The following is a 19,029-nucleotide window of genomic DNA, read 5'->3' on the forward strand; positions in this document are numbered from 1 at the left end:
CAAGTTGGTCTACTTTTTGGAAAGGGAAAGAATACAATGAGAGAAGTACAACTTGCTTTAATTGCTGGAGCGGGAGCGTTTATCGCAATTGCAATATTGGCGTTTAGTCAAACGATAAGTGCTGAGCATATTTTTTTAATGGCACCTTTGGGCGCAACGGCAGTGCTGGTATTTGGCGTGCCCGAAAGTCCACTTGCACAGCCTAAAAACGTCATCTTTGGACATATCATTACCGCAATAATCGGGATTATTTTTGCGCAGTATATCGGTGTTAACGAATTCACTTTGGCATTAGCAACGGGGCTTGGCGTATTTAGTATGCTAGTAACAAAAACTACCCACCCACCGGCTGGCGCGAATCCAATACTGATCATGTTGGCACTAGAGGGATGGAGCTTTTTATTTACGCCTGTGATTATTGGTGCAGTGGTGCTTGTGCTGGTTGGTAAAGCAACGTTAGCGGCTAAAACAAAGCTGACGACCATAACAGCAGCTTAATATGTTAATGTGCAGGCTTCATTCGCCTGCTTTCTTAATCATTAAGTCGCAGAATCTTTTAGCTACACATTAGATTAGTTCATTGAAATTAATAAAAAATAAATAGCGATGACAAAATTTCATTAAGCGCGCTTTTGGGTTTCGTGCTAGCATGACTGCAACGGAATTACTTTGTCTGATTTACCAATTGATAGCATTACATCTCTTTAGTCGGTTGTTTTATGGGGTACGTGGTGCCAAATGTACGAAAGAAGGCCTTCACCTCAAGTCGAAATCTGCCGACAGGTTCATCCCCTTTAGCGCTATGACAGTCCCGCCAGCACCTCAGCCTGGTTGGCTTGCCCAAAAAGTCCTGATTAAACAGGGTCACGAGACCTTTGTGTTAAGTGTTAAAAATCAAGGTGCAGATGAGTTAGTTCAACAATTGCAACGACTGTGGATTTTACACCATGGGAAGCACTTGCAAGTCAAAGTTCGTAAAATTGAGCAATTATTAACGCGTCGATATCTCAGCCATCATAATCAAAGTCTAGTGCATCATGTTTGCAGTGCCTTATGGTCCAGCTGGCAGCACCTAGATGACAATGTCGTGCCAAGTTCGTTAAAGCCTCAAGTAGCAACGGTACGAGAAATTGCACTTTGGAATGAGCGTGATATTGCAAAGTTTCAGTCTGCTTTTGTCGATCACTACTTGGCAAAAGACGCTAACTATTTTGACAGCATTGAATCAAATCCCCTTACATTAGCTCAACGTAAGGCTTGTGTGATCCAGGATGACAGGCAATTACTGCTTGCTGGCGCAGGCACGGGTAAGACAAGCGTTATCAAGGCCAAAGTTGGGTATCTCTTGCATCGCAAATTAGCTCGGGCGAATGAGCTGTTATTGCTTGCGTATGGTAATGATGCTGCGACGGAGATGCGTCAGCGCTGTCAGTCTCTCTGTGACACCTTAAATTGCTCTACCTTTCATTCGCTCGGCATGCAGATCATCGAAGCGGTTACAGGGGCAAAGCCGACAATTTCAAATCTAGCAACGGATAAAAAACTATTTAAACAATTTATTGCAGACACTGTGCATACGTTGCGACAAGAAAGCCACTTTGAGCGAGACTTTGCGCTATTTCTGAAAAGTTCGAGCACACAGCAAGCGTCACAGGCGATAGACTTAATAAGTCAGGTATTACCACTGATGAAGCATGCTCAAATAATGGGAGAGGTTGAGCAACTGCTGACGCAATTTAGCAATCAAATGAGTGTGATCATGCCAGTTCTTGCGGAATATCAGCTGTATTTAACCAATGAATCTAGCATCGATTTCGATGATATGCTGGAGCGGGCTATTTATTACGTAGAGTCTGGTCAGTTTATTTCACCGTGGAAGTTCATCTTGGTCGACGAATTTCAAGACATCTCCCGTGTGCGGGCAAAGCTCATTCAAGTGCTGCTAGATAAAAAAGCCGGATCGCAATTGTTCGCCGTTGGTGATGATTGGCAGGCTATTTATCGCTTTAGTGGTGGCGATATGCGCCTAACAACCGAATTTACTCGCTATTTTGGTAAGTCGACGACCACATACTTGGATAAAACATTCCGTTATCCTCAAACCATTTTAGACACGGCGAGTGAGTTTATTTGCCGCAATCCAGAACAAATAACCAAGCATATCACTTCTCACACCACAGGCGTGGCGGGGCAGGGCGTGGTGAAAGTTGTGGCGGATGACGAACTGTCGCAGGCGCAACAACTGCTCAATCTTATCGAGCAGCGTAACGAAGGAAAAACCACCGTTGCCTTACTGGCGAGAAATCACAGGGCATTACCTGATAAATCAAAGATTGCGCAGTGGCGGCAGCTCTATCCAGAGCTTATTCTTTCACATAACACCTTTCACGGTGCTAAAGGGACTGAAGCAGACTTCACAATAGTATTTGGTCTCAAGCATAGAAACTTTCCGTCGCAGGTAAAAACGCCAGCATTTGTCGATGCGCTTTTACCAGCACAAGGGGCATTTCCTGACGCAGAAGAGCGGCGTTTATTCTATGTGGCGTTAACCAGAGCGAAGAAACAATGCTTTTTATTAGCGCCAAACGACGCACCTTCCTACTTCTTAGAGGAAATCGCATAATCATTAATCCCCGTTGACGGACTTGATCTTTTTGCACTGTGCACTCATACAATTACTTGTTGAATTAAAAATAAGCGAGGAAAGGATGAGTACGGATCTACTAAAAGACGCATTGAAAAGATTAAATCACATAGTCGAAAAGACAGGAATTAATGAGTCTACCTATCAAGCGCTAGCCCAGCCTCAAAGAACGCTGTCGAGCAACATCTCAATTCGTCGTGACAACGGTAAGCTCGATTATTTTAAGGCGTATCGTTGTCAATACAATGATTTGCTAGGTCCAACAAAAGGCGGAATACGCTTTCACCAAGGAGCTGATATGAGTGAGGTGCAAGCTTTAGCCCTTTGGATGACGCTAAAGTGTGCAGCGGTTGGCGTGCCATTTGGCGGCGGTAAAGGTGCCGTAACCGTTGACCCTAAATCACTGAGTCCCATGGAGCTTGAGCGCCTTGCTCGAGCATATATTAGAGCTAATGCTGATTTTATCGGACCCGATCAAGATATTCCCGCACCTGATGTGTACACCAATGCCAGGATTATGGGCTGGATGATGGACGAATACGAGAAAATCGTCCGTAAAAAAAGTCCTGCCGTGATCACCGGTAAACCGCTTATTTTTGGTGGTAGTGAAGGGCGAGAGTCTGCCACGGGTCGCGGTGCATTTTTAATGATAGAGCGGCTTAGTGAAAAAAATAATTGGAATAAAGCGGAACAAACGATAGCTATTCAAGGCTTTGGCAATGGTGGTTATCACTGCGCAAGGCTGTTGCAGCAAGCGGGTTATAAAGTCGTTGCAGTAAGCGATTCAAAAGGCGGGATTTACTGTAAAGATGGCTTAGATATAGAAAGTATTTATCAAGAAAAGCAACGCAACAAGGCGCTTAAAGCAGTGTACTGTGATGATTCAGTATGTGAAAGCGTTGAACATAAAGTACTGAGCAATGAAGAGCTGCTCGCGCTGGATGTGGACATTTTGGTGCCCGCAGCTTTATCTGGCGCAATCACCCGGGATAACGCCAAAGCAGTTTCGGCAAAATATATCGTAGAAATTGCCAATGGACCCATCGAGGCGGACGCAGACGAAATCTTGCATGAACAAGGCGTGATAGTTATTCCAGATATTTTAGCTAATGCAGGCGGCGTCATCGTAAGCTACTTTGAGTGGTGTCAGAATCGCCAAGGAGAGGCTTGGGACGAACACACTGTGCAAGATAAGTTGGCGCAATATTTATCGAATGCATTTGAAGCGGCGTGGCAGCTGCGAAGTGATGAAGGGCTTGAGATGCGAGATGCCGTATACAAACTGGCATTAAGACGTATTGAAAGCGCCTTGGAAGCCCACGGGACACAATCTTACTTTGAAAATCGCGAGTAGTTTTTTAGATTGTGTCGATAAATTTTTTTTGCTGTACTGTTTTCGGGTGAGTCCACATAATCGCGCTTTTGTTTGGGGGCCGCTGATACACGAACCCGCTTAGGTGTTTTCACTTAACTATTCGTGTCGACAGCGATCCTCTTATTCCGCTACTCAAGGGGCAATTCGTATGCGCGGTTGGATCATTTACAAAGACTCTGCCAGTTTGTTAAAACCTGAAATTTATGAAATAGATAGATTGATGGCGGTGGCAAAGGAAGAAGGTATTGATCTTCAAGTTTACTCACCTGATCAATTTGATCTATTGGTAACCAGAGAAGACGAAGAAAGTATTCTAATCGATGGTCAACCGGTTGCGTTACCTGACTTTGTACTACCGCGTATGGGTGCAGGCACGACTTACTTTACGCTTGCGATTATCCGTCACCTTGAACGTTTAGGCGTACATTGTTTTAACTCTTCGCAGTCTATCGAAACTGTAAAAGATAAGCTGTATGCGCAGCAGATCCTTGCAGAGCAAAACTTACCAACACCAAAAACCATGTTGGTTAAGTTCCCTGTAAATATTGAACTGGTAGAGAAGCAAATTGGTTTCCCGGTGGTGATTAAAACGCTATCAGGCTCGCAGGGCAGCGGCGTATTTTTGTCGAAATCACGCGGTGAATTTGATGATTTGATGCAACTCATTGAAGCAACAAATCCAAAAGCAAATATCATTTTGCAGCGTTTTGTGAAGTCGAGTCATGGTCGAGACTTACGTGTGTTGACCATTGGTGGGCGTGCTGTTGCTTGTATGGAGCGTAATTCAGGCGGTAAAAACTTTAAGGCGAACGTAAGTTTAGGTGCAAAAGGTAGCCCACACCCGATCACCCCTGAAATCGAATGGTTAGCAACGCAAACGGCAAATATTCTGAACCTAGATGTCGCTGGCATCGACTTATTATTCGATGAAGAGCATTTTAAAATTTGTGAAGCAAACTCAAGTCCTGGCTTTGAAGGGCTTGAACAGGCTGTCGATATTGATGTGGCGAGAGAAATTTTGCACTTTATACGCATTCGCTTAGGTATCTTTAATCGCACTGGTCAATCAAAGAAGAACAGTAACGGCACTAAAGCGAGCAAAGAAAAAGCAGCGGAATAATACTGCTGAGTCATAACGAGGAAGGAGCTAGGTCAAGCTCCTTTTTTATTGCGTGAACGGCTCAAGTGCGCCTCTTAGTGCATCAAGCTGAATCGGCTTAGACAGAAAGTTATTCATGCCGGCTTCATAACAGGCTGCCTTATCGGACTCTGAAGTATTGGCAGTCAATGCAATAATATGCGGCCCTTGGTACTTATCTTTTGAAAGCCTACGAATACTTCGAGTGGCTTCAAAGCCATCCATAATCGGCATGACGCAGTCCATAAACACAATATCAAAGGTTTTATCTTGGCATGATTTTACGGCTTGCTCGCCGTTATAGACTTTGTCGATGTGAGTTGCACCAAACTGATTCAGTAACTTTTCCATCACCAGCACATTGATTTGATTATCATCTACAAGCAAGATTTTACATTCTGATAAGGAGATAGGCTGCTCTTCAGCCTTTTGGTTTTGCACATCGCCTGTTTCTTCTGCAAACTCTATTGGGAAGGTAACGATAAAGGTACTCCCTTTACCCAACTCACTTTCTACCTGTACTTCGCCTTGCAACAAATTACAAAGCTCAAATACGATTGAAAGGCCAAGACCAGTGCCACCAAAATGCCGACTTACACTCGCATCGCCTTGGCTAAATGGTTGAAAAAGATGTACTTGATTGGTCTTAGCAATACCTATGCCTGTGTCTGAGACACTTAATTGTAGAACAGGTGAAGTCTCACTCCCCAGCACATCGGCATAAATATCGATACTACCTGTTGGCGTAAATTTGATGGCGTTACTAACGAGGTTTGCAATAATTTGCTTAACTCGAGTTGGATCTGAATAGAGCCAATTTGTGCCTTGTTTATGAATATGGAAGTTGATTGAGAGTCCTTTTTCGCGACAGGCTGGACTGTACAAGCCTACAACTTGTTCAACTAGCTGATGAAGATCAAACGCGGTATTGTCTAGCTTCAAGTTATTACTATCTAGCTTGCTGAAGTCTAATACGTCGTTTATCAACGTGATCAACATATCTGCACTGTTGACTGCGACGCTCAGGTTATTCTTGATTTCTTTTATGTCGGTTTCTTTTCTGCACGCTTGAAGCATGCCGACTAAACCATTCAGCGGGGTTCTCAATTCATGGCTGATTTTGGCGATAAATTCACTCCGGGTCTTAAGAAGTTGTTCCGCTTCTTCGCGCTTTTGCTCTAATGCAATACGCATTTTGACTTGTTCATCGATATCTTGAATTGCGCCAAAAACCCGAACGCATTCACCATTTTCATATTCACCTTGACCGTGAGAGGCGACCCACTTTTCGTTGCCGTTGGCATCAATAATAATGGATTCTATGTCCCATTTGGTTTTGGAGGTGATGGCGTCGTCTATGGCTTGTTTAATGTTTCCTTGGTGAATGCCGGGTTTGTAGAAGCTGATGGCATTGTCGAGAGTTGGTGTAAAGTTATCATCAACGCCATGAATGAGTCGTGTTTGTTGGCTCCAATACACTTTGTTCTTTTTAAAATCGACTTCCCATGAGCCAATATCAGCAAGACGGCTCATCGCTGCTAATGCTTGTGAACGGTGTTGTATTTTCTTCAACGCCTTTTGCCGAGAAATTTCAACACCAATCCATTGACCTAATAAACTCACGTAATCTAAGTGTTCTTGACTGAACGCCTGAGCTTTGGCGCTGGATGCGGAAAAGTTGACGGTACCATAGCGTTTACCATCAACAATAATCGGCGCACCAATGTAGCTCTCTAGGCCAAAGTTTGCGTAGCAAGGGTGAGTGGCAATTTCGCTGATACCGGCATGATGAAAGGATAGTGCGCTGTCTGCTTGTAAAGTGTGCCAGCAATAGGTGTTTGCCAGTTCAAAATCCGTACCTGCCAATAAAGAGTTATCTGGGGTGATCACATGTCTAACCGTGTACACATCAGCATGAATTTCACTGACAATGGCAATATCAAGCTCAAAAACATCTAGACCAAGCGTTAGCAGCGCCGTCACTTTTTCTTCAAATGTGGTGTCTTGGTTAGTGGTGATGAGGTGTAATCGTTTTAAAATACTCACAAATTTCACATTGACAGTACAAGGCAGTTAATCATTTAACTTTAACCGCTCTTTGCTAACTTGCCAACATTAAATCTTTTGAGTCCGTCGAGATAATTTCCGTTTTTCAAAGGATTATGAATAAAATAGACATCGCGGGATTTATCACAATTTTTTAAGGCAAGTCTATGAAATATGTAGGTCTACTTTTTTTATTAATGACAACGGTAGTAAGTGCACAAACACTTCGTGTTGCTACCTTTAATGTCAGTATGGAAGCAACGAATTATCAACAAAAAGGGCAAGCGCTTGACCCTCAAAAGCTCAGTAAATTGCTACAGAATGGTCAACATCAACAAATCAAAAATATTGCCGAAATCATTCAGCGTGTTCGCCCAGATGTGATTCTACTCAATGAATTTGATTACATCGCTGAACCAAATAAAGGTGTACAGGCATTTGTAAATAACTATCTAGCACAACCTCAAGCGGATCAGCAGCCTATATCGTACCCTTACTTTTATATTGCGCCAGTCAATACTGGATTACCAACACCGTATGATTTAGATAATGACGGTAAGCAATCTAACTATGGCGGTGATGCCCAAGGGTTTGGTTTATATGAGGGGCAATATGGGATGGTTGTGCTGTCAAAGTACCCGATTAAAAAAGAGCATGCCCGAACTCTGCAGGCATTTCTTTGGAAAGATATGCCAGATCATATGGTGACAATGGATCCGACGACGAGACAGCCTTGGTATAGTGAGCAAGAGTGGCAAAGCTTGAGGCTAAGCTCAAAATCTCACTGGGATCTGCCAATTGAAGTGAATGGTAAATTGTTTCACCTGTTGGCGATGCACCCAACGCCCCCTGTCTTTGATGGTGAAGAGGATAGGAATGGCAACAGAAATCACGATGAGATCCGCTTAATGGCCGATTATATCGACCCTAAACGTAGCCAGTACATTTATGATGACAATGGCGTTAAAGGTGGCCTTAAAAATGATACACGATTTATCATCGTCGGTGATTTAAACGCTGCTGATAAAGGCGATAAACATAGACCTGGCGTGATAGAACAATTATTAGATAACCCTAAAGTATTCTCGAACTTTACGCCAAAAAGCAGAGGGGGAAGTGAACATAGCAAGGAAAGTGAGAGTCGCAGTTATACTGCACATTGGGGGGCTCGTGTAGATTACGTATTGCCATCCAAGTTCGGCTTTCGAGTGGTTAGCAGCGGGGTTTTCTGGCCAAGCAAAGAAGATGAATTATTCCGTTTAGTGGAAAGTCGTCATGCCAGCTCCGATCACCGTTTAGTTTGGGTAGACGTGGAAGTTAAGTGACCGCAGTGATTGGTCAATTGTGTCGCTTATTACAAATTTAAACAATGACTAACGGAACTAAACCGAAATAACCCCTAAGCTTGCGCTTAATGAATAGGAGAGTGTGATGAAAAGAATTCTATTAAGTGTTGGTTTAGCGGTTTGGTTATCCGGGTGTGCTCATCATGATGATGTGCGTCCATCGTCTGATGGTGTGCATAATATTATGTTATTTTCCGACAGCCGTGATGCGGGTAGTAAAGAGGCATTAAAGCAGGCCAGGCACTATTGCAAACAAGCCGATATGGTCGCGTATGTTGTGAATCTAGATATCATTTATAACAGCGATACGCCTGAAAGTACTTATATCACGCAAAAAGGCGTAGCTAACGCCGTTGAGGCTGCCGGTATGGCGATGTGGATTTTCGGTCGAAATAGTGTCGATGATGCTGGGGCTGCAATGACCATAGGTGGAGGGATAGCCGATGGTGCGCTCGGTAAGCCTTATGATGTGCGATTAAATTTCAAATGTGAATGAATGATTAGTCAGCTCGTCTAACGTCGCAACATGCTTCAATCTTCATCCTTTTTTGGATTATTTTGAGGCCTGTTGTTTTTGGACGTTACCTTATCTTTGTCAAAAGGCGCCGTCTGCTCGTCGATTTTCTTTTTCATTTCAAATTTGGCGGAATACTTTAATAACGCAATATTGCTCCAAATCACCCCTAACACGCCAACAATGATCAAGATCACTTGCCATGTCTCTAATTGATTACCCATTCTAGCTCCTCAAAAAAGCCCTATTTTTTAAATTTGTCCTGAAATAGGTGAGCATTTTAGCGCGACTGTTGATATTATTCACCACCTAGTCATTTCGCGATAATTATGCTGCATATATTTACATTCTGAGGATAATAGCGCATTCATGGAACAAGTGTTAATTTGGCCTGCCCAGTATCCCATGCTGTTAAAGGGGTTAATCGAACAAAACGGTGCTTACATTCTAGATGCCATAGAGGCATGGCCGAATTGCCAACAAATGAAAGATGAGCAGGGCGTAACGACCACTGTTCTACCTCCTTTATTTTACCTCGCTTGGTTACGACCGCTAGAGCCGTTCGAAGCCTGTTATTTTCAGCATATTGATGACTATGACGATAAACAGCGTCAATACGTTAATAGCGTAATTCAACACATTGAGGAAAATGATACTGATCAGGATGAGCTAATAAAAACACTTATTCAGCGTCTTGGTCAATACTCGAATATTCAAGCCCAAATACAAGACCAAAATCAATCGTTTGTTGAACTGCTTTGTAGCAAACAGTATGAAAAGACCTTGATTTGGTTAATGGAAATGGGAGTGAAATTTAGCGCGAAAGAAATCGTTTCTCTGTGGTGCAATAGTTCGCAAGAAACTCATACCGCCCTGTTAACTCACCTTGATACATGTCTGCTTGACCGGGCCGCCACCGCTAAACTTGCTACGGATAGTTTGTTAGATGGGCAGCTGACTTTTGAGCTGCTTTGTGCCATGTGTGACAAAGACGAGGTGACGAGTCTTTTGGAACAGGCGCTATTGTTCCAGCTAACCCAGCAACAAGTTAAGCAGTCTGCAATTATTACTTTAGTCACACAGGGCGCGAAAGGAACGGCAAGAGATAGCAGTGGGCGATCTGCCATTATGTTAGCGGTTGAAAATGGCTTTGTGAGTGCGGTTGAAACTATGTTGCCACATCACAATGTTAATGAGCTGGATGAGTCGGGCAGGAACTTAATGCACTATGCGGCGGCATCGAACTCTGCTGCTATGATCGAAATGATTTTTGAACATGGTGATGACCCGACGCTTGCGGATATTCATGGTGACACCCCTTACCGTGTGGCTATGAAAAATCAGGCGCTTACTTCTAAGCAAACATTTGAACAGCACGGTATTATCGAGCTTTCTAATGAAGCAAAGTATCAAAAAATAAAAACCGTCCATATTCTTTATGCCTTTGCTGCTATTTTGCTACCACTTCAGTTATTTTTATTTTTTACTGATGAGGTGGATGAAAAAACTATCGCAACACTTGTCACTACGGCTGCTTCTATCGCAATTTTTGTTTTTGCGAAGCGTAAACGCAGTAACCCTCTATACCCAAACAGCTCAACGCCATGGTCACTGATCGGGGTAAATGCGTTAGCATGGCTTAGTATTGGTGTGCAGGTATTGTTTTCAGTATTGGTGTTGATAGCCGTACTCTCGTTGCAGTAGCTTACCGTAACGAACTAAGCTGATGACGGATTGATGCTAAAAAGCGCAGTTACTTCATTGAGAACTGCGCTTTTTTAATGTAGTTACGCAAGCGAGATTATGGCTCTTTATGTTCGTGAGCTGCCTTTTCGTCAGCGAGGTCTTCTTTTAACTTGCGGATCTTCAATCCTAACTCTTGGCCTCTGTGTCTCGCATAGTAAGTGCAACCAATAAACATGGATGTTGCAAAGCCAATCTCTAGCAGGACTAACAATAGCTCGTCTGGAGATGTCCACAAAAGGGTAAAGCCGTGGATAAAATAAAACATCACGACAAAGTTTGCCCACGCATAAGTGTATGGCTTATCCTGTAAAATACCTTTAAGCGGGAGTAATAAAGGTAAAACGTACACCACAAAGACAAAGCCCAAGCTGTAACCTTCTCTTGGTGCAAGCACAAAGAGCCACAGTGGCATCAGGATCAGGAGACCAAAATACCCGACTAGCGCAAAGAGTTGAAAGCGTCTAGTGATAGGCTTTTTTGCAATTTCATTCATGTTAACTTTTCCGCGACGTGTAGCAGTCGACTCGCTGCTGCACGACAAATTTTGATTTCTGTTTGAGTGAGTGAAGTATTGTTTTGGCTGCCCGCAACGTGTGTTGCACCGTAGGGCGTCCCGCCCATGTTGGTCGCCAAAAGCTCTGGAACATCATAGGGGATACCTAACAACATCATGCCGTGGTGTAATAACGGTAACGAGAGGTTAAGTAGGGTAGCCTCATTGCCACCGTGCATACTGCTTGAAGACGAAAATACGCAGGCTGGTTTATCAATGAGTGCGCCTTTAAGCCACAAATCGCTGGTGGTTTCCCAAAACGCTTTCGCTTGAGCTGCCATCATACCAAAGCGTGTAGGAGTGCCAAACGCCAAACCGTCGCACTCTACTAAATCTTGCTTTGTTACTACCACATCATGGTCTTGACGTTTCTCAAAAACGCGTACTATAGCTTCACCGCCTTGTGACACTATGGTGTCTGCAAATTCGTGCGCCATATTCGCCACGGAGCCATGACTGGAGTGGTATAAAATAAGAATTTTACTCATTACAGGATATCAAGCACTGACTCTGGGGGTCTACCAATCGCTGCCTTGTCACCTTTGACAACGATAGGACGCTCAATCAGTTTAGGGTTTTCAAGCATGGTTGTGCGCAGTGTTGCTTCGTCCGAGTCTTTCGATAGCCCAAGCTCTTTGTAGAGCGTTTCTTTGCTGCGGACGAGCTGGTGAGCAGAACTAAATCCAAGTTTAGAAAGTAAATTAGCCAAAGTGCCACTATCGATTGGCGTCTTTAGGTATTCAATAACGGTAGGATTAACGCCATTGGACTCTAGTAAAGCTAAGGTTTCACGTGATTTTGAACAGCGCGGGTTGTGATAGATTTCTACTGACATGATTTTGCTCTAATTCGTAATGTAAACGGATCATAGCTTAATGTAGAGGTGACGAAAAGTGATGTGCAAGAAAATTGGCTTAAATACGTTTCTACTATCGCTGTAAGCAATCGCTAAGCATTACAGCTTAGCGATTTCTTTTTGCATATTACGATATTGGCTAAGTAGTGCCTTTAACCTTGTACGCTTGATATCCTCTTTGTCTTCGACATGATTGAGTGCACGTTGTACTTCGTCTGCTGCCTTATTAAATGCACCGTACTGGGCATAGACACTCGCTTTTGACTCGTGGTAAGCCGCCTTGTTTTCTTGGGCTTCATAGGCTTGTGTGAGTAAATCACGAGCAATGATATGATCTGGTTTATCAAGCAAAAAGATCTTAAGCAATTGCTCGGCAACTTCATACTGTTTTGCTTTTATGGCGGCATTAGCATAATTCAGCGTGATAACTTGGTTATTGGGCCTAAGTTGATGTTGAGCTTGAAGCATCTCAACGGCTTTGCCAGAGTGCTCTGTCGCAATTAAATAATCGGTATATACATCAAGATAAAACAGGTTATTCGGATCTTTTTCTAACAACTCATCCAATAGTTTGCCAGCTTCCTCGTATTTTTTTTGATCGAGTAACGTGATTGCTAATCCGTATTGTAGGGCGCGCTTGTCGAGTTCTGCTGAGCGCTTTAGAGAATTTCTGAAAAAGGCTTCTCCTGCATCTTCGGAATAATAGTATCGAGCAAGCACACGGCTTTTAGCTAACGCGTAGGAAAGGCTTGAGGGGTAATGCTTTTTCTCGAATTGTTGTGCTCTAAGTCTAACGTCCGATACTCGGCTGTCGGGTAACGGGTGCGTAAGCAAAAACGCAGGGGGCTTATTTTTAAAGCGAATTTGATCCGAGAGCTTAGTTAAAAACTCACTGGCCGCATAGGGGTCAAAGCCTGCTTTATGTAGTGTATTCATACCAAATCGGTCGGCTTCTTGCTCTGCTTTTCGGCTATGCGTTAGTTGGTTCAACGATGATTGTGTTTGGCTTGCGGATAAAATGGCGATACCTGCATCTGGGGCAACAACGGTTGCTAAAATACCAGTAATAAGCCCCGCGATGGTCAAGGCACTGTTGTCTTTTGCGTTTTGTACGCGGCGTGCTAAATGGCGTTGAGTAACGTGTGCAATTTCGTGGCCAATTACGGACGCTAATTGACTCTCGTTATCGGATTGCGCAATGAGTCCCGTATGTACACCTACATGACCCCCGTAAAAAGCGAAGGCATTAATATCTTTGTTATTTATCCAAAAAAAGGTAAATGGAAAGCGTACGTCATTGGCATTGGCGACGAGGCGATTGCCCAGGCTAGTTAAGTACTCTTCAAGTACCGGATCGCCAACCACAGGGGAGCGCGAGCGCAGCTGCATCATCATGACTTCGCCGATCGCTTGCTCTTTTTCAATAGGTAGTACTTGTAGAGCCGAAGTGCCTAAATCTGGTAGCTTTAGCTCTGTTTGTGCATTAGTGCTGCTTGATGTTGCGAGCGCAAATGTTAAAACGATTGAATTTAATAGGGGTTTTAACCGCATTTTAATCCCTTTTAAGGTCTTCTCCGAGCATGATCCTAGCTAAGTCGACTTCATCATTGCATGCTCGAGCATCTTTTTCACAAAGTTGGTAAAAATCTTTTATTGAGACCCCACCAACGCTGGTGATGTTCAATTCTTTTTGCAAAAATGTCACTGTCATATGCAGCACTTTATGCGCGTGAAGTATTAAAGCTTTGTCTGCTATATCACCGCGCTCAAAGTAAAACGCAATGAATTTATGGAGCTGGTTGATGCGCAGTAAGTTTTTCATCGTATGCGGATCCCATACTCGAAACTCCAAAAAACGATTGTCTTTAACATAGGCATCAATCTTGGTGCCTTTGGCTATTGGGTAAGCCCAAAGCTCAAAGCCTCTATCAGTAAATGCTTGATGTAATGCTATTTGAGGTTTATTGTCACAGTGGATTAGGCCACTGTCATCTTCATAACCACCTAATAGTTCTATATTCCAATTTCGCTTATCTAGCAAACGCTTTACCGCATTATCAAAGCCGTGATGGAGCAGACCTTCACATTCACTTACCGCTGAGGCAACAAGGTGATAAAACGGCGGAAGTTCACCCCAATTAATTTGCTTTTTGTACCAATTTATTTCTTTTAGTGTTGGATTGGCTGGCAATCGGGCCTTATTATTAACGCCTGGCATTAAGATTCCCAAGAAGTAGAGTATGCTATTAAGAATAAACCATCAACGCCTTGAGGGCTACCGCATTGAGTGATTTGTGTGGAGACAAGACAACAAAATTTGTACATGATTTGCGAGAATTTACCTGTCCCGCATTATTTGTTCAGTTTAAGTGGCGGTTAAAGCGCCATGACTATACTCTAGGCAAACTAAAATTGCTGATGAGTCAGGATCAAAGCTTGTTAGACATAAAAAAATATTTGGATGGTAACTCGGTGAGTTACCAAATTATTGAAATTGAAAGCGGTGAAGTTTGTTTGGAGATCATGGATGTTTGAGTTAGTAAAAGCGTGGTATATCAAAAAGTTTTCAGATCCACATTCCGTTACTCTATTGCTGATGCTAGTTGCCACGGTTGCTTTACTGTACTTTTTTGGCAGTTACGTCATGCCGGTACTGGTCGCAATTGTGATCGCCTATTTACTGGAATGGCCAGTGAACAAGCTCACCCGAGTGACTGGCAGTAGGATGTTATCAGCAGTAGTCGTAATGGCAGTATTTGTGGGCGTCGCTTTGGGGCTAGTCTTTGGTATCGTTCCTGTTCTGTGGCAACAGTTAAGTAACCTGCTCCAAGAAAGTCCAACCATGGTAGAAGAGGGTAAGGACTTCCTTTTACATTTACCTGAATACTATCCGACTCTGATCTCTACGACTCAGGTACAAGCCATTGTGAGCTCTGTGGAAAGCAAGTTACTAGAGCTTGGTGAAGTCATTGTGTCAGCCTCATTAACTTCATTAAAAGACGTTGTCGCATGGATGATTTATTTGGTCTTAGTGCCGCTGCTTGCTTTTTTCATGTTGAAAGACAAGTCAGAGCTTACATATGGAATTTCAAAAATTATACCCAAAGACAGAAAACTCATTTCACAAGTGTGGTACGAGATGGACCAACAAATCATGAATTATATTCGTGGTAAAGTTTTTGAGATTGTCATCGTTGGTGTAGTGAGCTTTGTGACCTTTTCCATTTTGGATTTACGTTATGCCGCACTACTAGGTACGTTGGTTGGGCTCTCTGTACTTATCCCATTTATTGGTGCTGCACTCGTTACCTTACCCGTTGCCGCAGTTGCTTTGTTTCAATTTGGTCTTGCACCAGAATTTTGGACTATCCTCATTGCGTACGGCGTTATTCAAGCATTAGATGGTAATGTTTTAGTGCCATTATTGTTTTCTGAAGCTGTGGATCTCAACCCTGTTTATATCATTGTTGCAGTGTTGTTTTTTGGTGGTTTATGGGGTTTTTGGGGTGTGTTCTTTGCGATTCCACTTGCATCTCTCGTCAAGGCGCTGATCAATGCATGGTCGAGTAAAAGTGAAGAATTATTGGCCAAATAGTGAAAGTTTTTTGATGTTAGTCGGCCCGAGAGCCGACTAAATAAATAGCTATTGTGTGATCCTACCCGTGCTTTCACGAACTACCATACTCGGTGTGAACACATGTGAGACTTCTTTATCATTTTTTCGATGTCCACGTGTTTTAGAAAACAATAAACGCGCAGCATGCTCAGAAATAATGTTGTTAGCCTGATGTGCAGTCGTAAGCTTTGGCCAAGTTTGGCGGGAGAATGGAGAGTCCTCAAAGCCACTGATAGACAATTGACCCGGGATCTCTATATTCATCAGCCGCGCAGCAAATAAAGCTCCAGCGGCTACCTCATCGTTACCACCTAAAATCGCAGTGATTTGGTTTGGATTACCATCGGCCAGCAGCGCTTTAGCGCCTTTTACCCCAGATTCAAATGAGTACGTACCGTGATAGAGCAGCGTATCGTCTTGTTTTATATCGTGTGCTTTCAGGGCATCGCGATATCCGGCTAACCGTTCCGTCGTTGATTTGTGCTCTTCATCCCCAAGTACAAAAGCAATTTTTTTATGTCCAAGTTGGATTAAATGCTCAGTAATTTCATAGGCTGCAGCGTAGTCGTCAACAAAGATACAGTTATTTGCGCTATTTTTCGCTTCTTGCGCTCGACCAGAAAGTAGACGCACGTAATGTATGCCCAGCTCATCTAGCATATCAATAATGGCTTGTTGCTCGGATAGAGGAGGAGTCAAGACCAAACCTGCAAGACGTGAGCGTTTGATCATAGTGACGAATTCTTCGGCCATATTTTCCGAATTGGATTCACAGGGGTGGATGACGAGCTCATACCCTTCATCTCTACAGCGAGATAACACCCCGTTTTGCATATCAATGACATAATACGCATTGGGATTGTCGTAGACCAAGCCAATTGCAAATGAAGAAGTACCAGCTAAGTTTCTCGCAGCAATATTAGGTTGATAATTAAGCTCTTTTACAGCCTGCATTACTTGATCGTAGGTTTTTTTTCTAACCGAAGGTTCTTTATTGATTACCCGCGATACGGTTTTCATAGATACGCCAGCTAGCTTGGCAACATCATTAATAGTGACTTTCATGTAGTTGTTCTTCTATTTACAGGTCTGTATCGATCATTATTAAGCACAGAGGAATAGTAGCGCTTTATGTATGCAGAAGCTAGCGCCCAATTTCTGAGATATTTAGCCGCTCAGGCGACCATCGGCTTAATAAAAGGATCATCTGTTTTTCTTAGTCTATCTAATAAGTACAGAATTTAGCACTACAATTCGCAGAAATAAATGAATGATACCGGTGTCAAAAATTTTATTTTAGGTTATTATTCGCAATGTAAAATTGAAAAGAAGCAATTTGACAGCGTTGTCATTTTGACATAATGTGCTTGTTTAATAATGTTTCTTTGTTGTTACTACCTGAAAAGTAAGGTAACTAACAATCACTTACGTCTTAGGGGAATATGTAATGGGTGGTCGTGTAGATTTGGATAGTTGGCAAAAGCTCAATGGTTCTGCGCAGCGAGTAAAGCAACAGCATTTAAAAACGATGTTTGCAAACGATGCACAAAGGTTTGAAAAGTTCTCTCGTCAAATCCCAGGTGTATTGTTCGACTTTTCCAAGCAACGCATTGACGACCAAACATTCTCTGAGATGATGCAGCTCGCAAAAGAGAGCGATATTGCGCTTTGGCGAGAAAAGATGTTCTCAGGTGAAAAAATAAATATCACTGAGGACCGAGCGGTTTTACATACGGCGCTGCGTAACCGTGTTAATACACCTATTTATGTGGATGGTGTAAATGTTACTGAACAAGTCAATGCGGAATTAGAAAAACTACAAGCATTTAGTAACCGAGTTCGTTCAGGCGAATGGCAAGGGTATACAGGCAAAGCCGTAAAAGATGTGGTTGCGATTGGCGTTGGTGGTTCTAACTTAGGCCCGCAAATGGTAACTGATGCGCTTGCTGCGTATGCAGATGACACGCTAAACGTGCATTATGTTTCGAATGTTGACGGTGTACAGATTGCTTCAGTATTAAAAGGTTTGGACGCAGAAACAACCCTGTTTGTTGTGTCATCAAAAACGTTCACAACCTCTGAAACCATGACTAATGCAAAGACTGCCGTTGAGTGGTTTTTGAATGCTGCAAATGATAGAGCAGCAATCGCCAAGCATTTTGTCGCGGTGAGCACCAACCTTGAGAAGACCAGAGCGTTTGGTATTAGCGATGACAACGTGTTCACGATGTGGGACTGGGTTGGCGGTCGTTTCTCGCTTTGGAGCGCAATCGGATTACCAATCGCACTTTATTTAGGCTTCGATAAGTTTGTCGAAGTGCTTGAAGGTGCGTTTGAAATTGACGAGCATTTTAAAACGGCAAACAACGAAGACAATATTCCATTGTTGATGGCGTTGCTTAGTGTATGGAATACCAGCTTCTTGGGGTATCAAGCACAAGCGATTTTGCCTTATGATCAGGCGCTTCATATGCTGCCTGCGTATTTACAACAAGGTGAAATGGAAAGTAATGGTAAGCATGTTACTTTTGCAGGAGAGCAGGTAAACTATACGACTGTGCCAATTATTTGGGGCATGACAGGGATAAATGGCCAGCACGCTTTTTACCAGTGTTTACACCAAGGTAATGTGATTGTACCGGCTGATTTTATCGCTTCGATTGAACCGCAAAACAAAGTAGGCCAGCATCACGATATTTTACTGTCTAACTTCTTCGCGCAAACGGAAGCAATGATGGCAGGTGTAGATGCACAGCAGGTTCGTGAAGATTTAACGGCTAAAGGTAAGTCGGATGCGGAAATCGACAAGTTGATCCCGCATAAAATACACCAAGGTAACCGTCCAACTTCTTCATTTATCTTAGATAAGGTAGATGCAAAAGCTGTGGGTCGACTAATTGCCTTGTATGAACACAAAATTTTCTGCCAAGGCATTATTTTGGATGTGTGTTCATTTGACCAGTGGGGTGTTGAGCTTGGTAAAGGGCTTGCTTCAAATATTGAAGCCGAGCTAACACAAGAAGGCGTTACTAACCCTCATGATAGCTCAACGGCGGGTCTAATCGCTTATTACAAGCAAAAGAGAACAAATTAATACTTCGAGTGGAACTGGAAGTGAACAGAATACCTTTGAACGGGTAGCGCTGGAGTACTTAGAACCTGTATTTTTGTGAGAGGAAATACAGGTTTCTAAGA

Annotated in this window: 17 protein-coding genes; 9 read left to right on the forward strand and 8 right to left on the reverse strand. The window is 43.1% G+C overall.

From position 1 onward, the window contains the following. Nucleotides 1-36 precede the first annotated feature (36 nt). The 4 genes from JJQ94_RS12055 (at nucleotide 37) to JJQ94_RS12070 (ending at nucleotide 5,139) form a co-directional block, all read left to right on the forward strand. Nucleotides 37-498, forward strand: coding sequence for an HPP family protein (locus tag JJQ94_RS12055; protein WP_099031466.1), 462 nt, complete (start codon nucleotides 37-39; stop codon nucleotides 496-498). Between the two features lie 151 nt (nucleotides 499-649). Next, on the forward strand, nucleotides 650-2,623 hold the full coding sequence (locus JJQ94_RS12060) for a UvrD-helicase domain-containing protein (RefSeq protein ID WP_099031465.1): 1,974 nt from the start codon (nucleotides 650-652) through the stop codon (nucleotides 2,621-2,623). Nucleotides 2,624-2,708: 85 nt separating this feature from the next. Further along, nucleotides 2,709-3,998 (forward strand): Glu/Leu/Phe/Val family dehydrogenase, encoded by a 1,290-nt coding sequence (locus JJQ94_RS12065; protein WP_099031464.1) that lies wholly within the window; start codon nucleotides 2,709-2,711, stop codon nucleotides 3,996-3,998. 169 nt (nucleotides 3,999-4,167) lie between these two features. Next, the gene (locus tag JJQ94_RS12070) at nucleotides 4,168-5,139 is read left to right on the forward strand and encodes an ATP-grasp domain-containing protein (protein WP_099031463.1); all 972 of its coding nucleotides are present in this window, start codon (nucleotides 4,168-4,170) and stop codon (nucleotides 5,137-5,139) included. 45 nt (nucleotides 5,140-5,184) lie between these two features. Here the strand turns inward: JJQ94_RS12070 and JJQ94_RS12075 are convergent, their stop codons facing one another. Further along, nucleotides 5,185-7,203 (reverse strand): hybrid sensor histidine kinase/response regulator, encoded by a 2,019-nt coding sequence (locus JJQ94_RS12075; protein WP_099031476.1) that lies wholly within the window; start codon nucleotides 7,201-7,203, stop codon nucleotides 5,185-5,187. A gap of 167 nt (nucleotides 7,204-7,370) precedes the next feature. On the opposite strand from JJQ94_RS12075, the gene JJQ94_RS12080 reads away from it, so the two are divergent. Both JJQ94_RS12080 and JJQ94_RS12085 read left to right on the forward strand, forming a co-directional pair. After that, on the forward strand, nucleotides 7,371-8,528 hold the full coding sequence (locus JJQ94_RS12080; protein ID WP_099031462.1) for an endonuclease/exonuclease/phosphatase family protein: 1,158 nt from the start codon (nucleotides 7,371-7,373) through the stop codon (nucleotides 8,526-8,528). A gap of 106 nt (nucleotides 8,529-8,634) precedes the next feature. After that, nucleotides 8,635-9,045 (forward strand): hypothetical protein, encoded by a 411-nt coding sequence (locus JJQ94_RS12085; RefSeq protein ID WP_099031461.1) that lies wholly within the window; start codon nucleotides 8,635-8,637, stop codon nucleotides 9,043-9,045. Nucleotides 9,046-9,080: 35 nt separating this feature from the next. Here JJQ94_RS12085 and JJQ94_RS12090 read toward each other — a convergent pair whose 3' ends face one another. Continuing rightward, a complete protein-coding gene (locus JJQ94_RS12090) occupies nucleotides 9,081-9,287 on the reverse strand; it encodes a DUF2897 family protein (RefSeq protein ID WP_099031460.1) in 207 nt (68 codons plus the stop codon). Between the two features lie 145 nt (nucleotides 9,288-9,432). Between JJQ94_RS12090 and JJQ94_RS12095 the strand changes: the two genes are divergently transcribed. After that, entirely contained in the window at nucleotides 9,433-10,767 is a 1,335-nt protein-coding gene (locus tag JJQ94_RS12095; protein ID WP_099031459.1) for an ankyrin repeat domain-containing protein, read from the forward strand. 97 nt (nucleotides 10,768-10,864) lie between these two features. Here JJQ94_RS12095 and JJQ94_RS12100 read toward each other — a convergent pair whose 3' ends face one another. The 5 genes from JJQ94_RS12100 to JJQ94_RS12120 all read right to left on the reverse strand — a co-directional run bounded on the left by JJQ94_RS12100 (nucleotide 10,865) and on the right by JJQ94_RS12120 (nucleotide 14,436). Further along, nucleotides 10,865-11,302, reverse strand: a complete 438-nt coding sequence (locus JJQ94_RS12100) for a DUF2069 domain-containing protein (protein ID WP_099031458.1) — start codon at nucleotides 11,300-11,302, stop codon at nucleotides 10,865-10,867. Then, complete coding sequence (gene wrbA / locus JJQ94_RS12105) at nucleotides 11,299-11,850, reverse strand: NAD(P)H:quinone oxidoreductase (protein ID WP_099031457.1); 552 nt, start codon at nucleotides 11,848-11,850, stop codon at nucleotides 11,299-11,301. The genes JJQ94_RS12100 and wrbA overlap by 4 nt, the downstream gene beginning before the upstream one ends. Next, nucleotides 11,850-12,197 (reverse strand): arsenate reductase (glutaredoxin), encoded by a 348-nt coding sequence (gene arsC / locus JJQ94_RS12110; RefSeq protein WP_099031456.1) that lies wholly within the window; start codon nucleotides 12,195-12,197, stop codon nucleotides 11,850-11,852. The genes wrbA and arsC overlap by 1 nt, the downstream gene beginning before the upstream one ends. A 120-nt stretch (nucleotides 12,198-12,317) precedes the next feature. Beyond that, nucleotides 12,318-13,769: a beta-barrel assembly-enhancing protease gene (locus JJQ94_RS12115; protein WP_099031455.1), complete on the reverse strand. Its 1,452-nt coding sequence runs from the start codon at nucleotides 13,767-13,769 to the stop codon at nucleotides 12,318-12,320. Nucleotide 13,770: 1 nt separating this feature from the next. Next, nucleotides 13,771-14,436, reverse strand: coding sequence for a hypothetical protein (locus JJQ94_RS12120; protein ID WP_099031454.1), 666 nt, complete (start codon nucleotides 14,434-14,436; stop codon nucleotides 13,771-13,773). Between the two features lie 309 nt (nucleotides 14,437-14,745). On the opposite strand from JJQ94_RS12120, the gene JJQ94_RS12125 reads away from it, so the two are divergent. Beyond that, nucleotides 14,746-15,813 (forward strand): AI-2E family transporter, encoded by a 1,068-nt coding sequence (locus JJQ94_RS12125; RefSeq protein ID WP_099031453.1) that lies wholly within the window; start codon nucleotides 14,746-14,748, stop codon nucleotides 15,811-15,813. A 48-nt stretch (nucleotides 15,814-15,861) separates the two neighbouring features. On the opposite strand, the gene JJQ94_RS12130 is transcribed toward JJQ94_RS12125, so the two are convergent. Next, entirely contained in the window at nucleotides 15,862-16,899 is a 1,038-nt protein-coding gene (locus JJQ94_RS12130; RefSeq protein ID WP_099031452.1) for a LacI family DNA-binding transcriptional regulator, read from the reverse strand. Between the two features lie 382 nt (nucleotides 16,900-17,281). Between JJQ94_RS12130 and pgi the strand changes: the two genes are divergently transcribed. Beyond that, nucleotides 17,282-18,928 (forward strand): glucose-6-phosphate isomerase, encoded by a 1,647-nt coding sequence (pgi, locus tag JJQ94_RS12135; RefSeq protein WP_099031451.1) that lies wholly within the window; start codon nucleotides 17,282-17,284, stop codon nucleotides 18,926-18,928. The last annotated feature ends 101 nt before the right edge of the window (nucleotides 18,929-19,029 follow it).

Origin of the sequence: Pseudoalteromonas sp. GCY (assembly GCF_016695175.1) — a bacterium.
Taxonomy (GTDB): domain Bacteria; phylum Pseudomonadota; class Gammaproteobacteria; order Enterobacterales; family Alteromonadaceae; genus Pseudoalteromonas.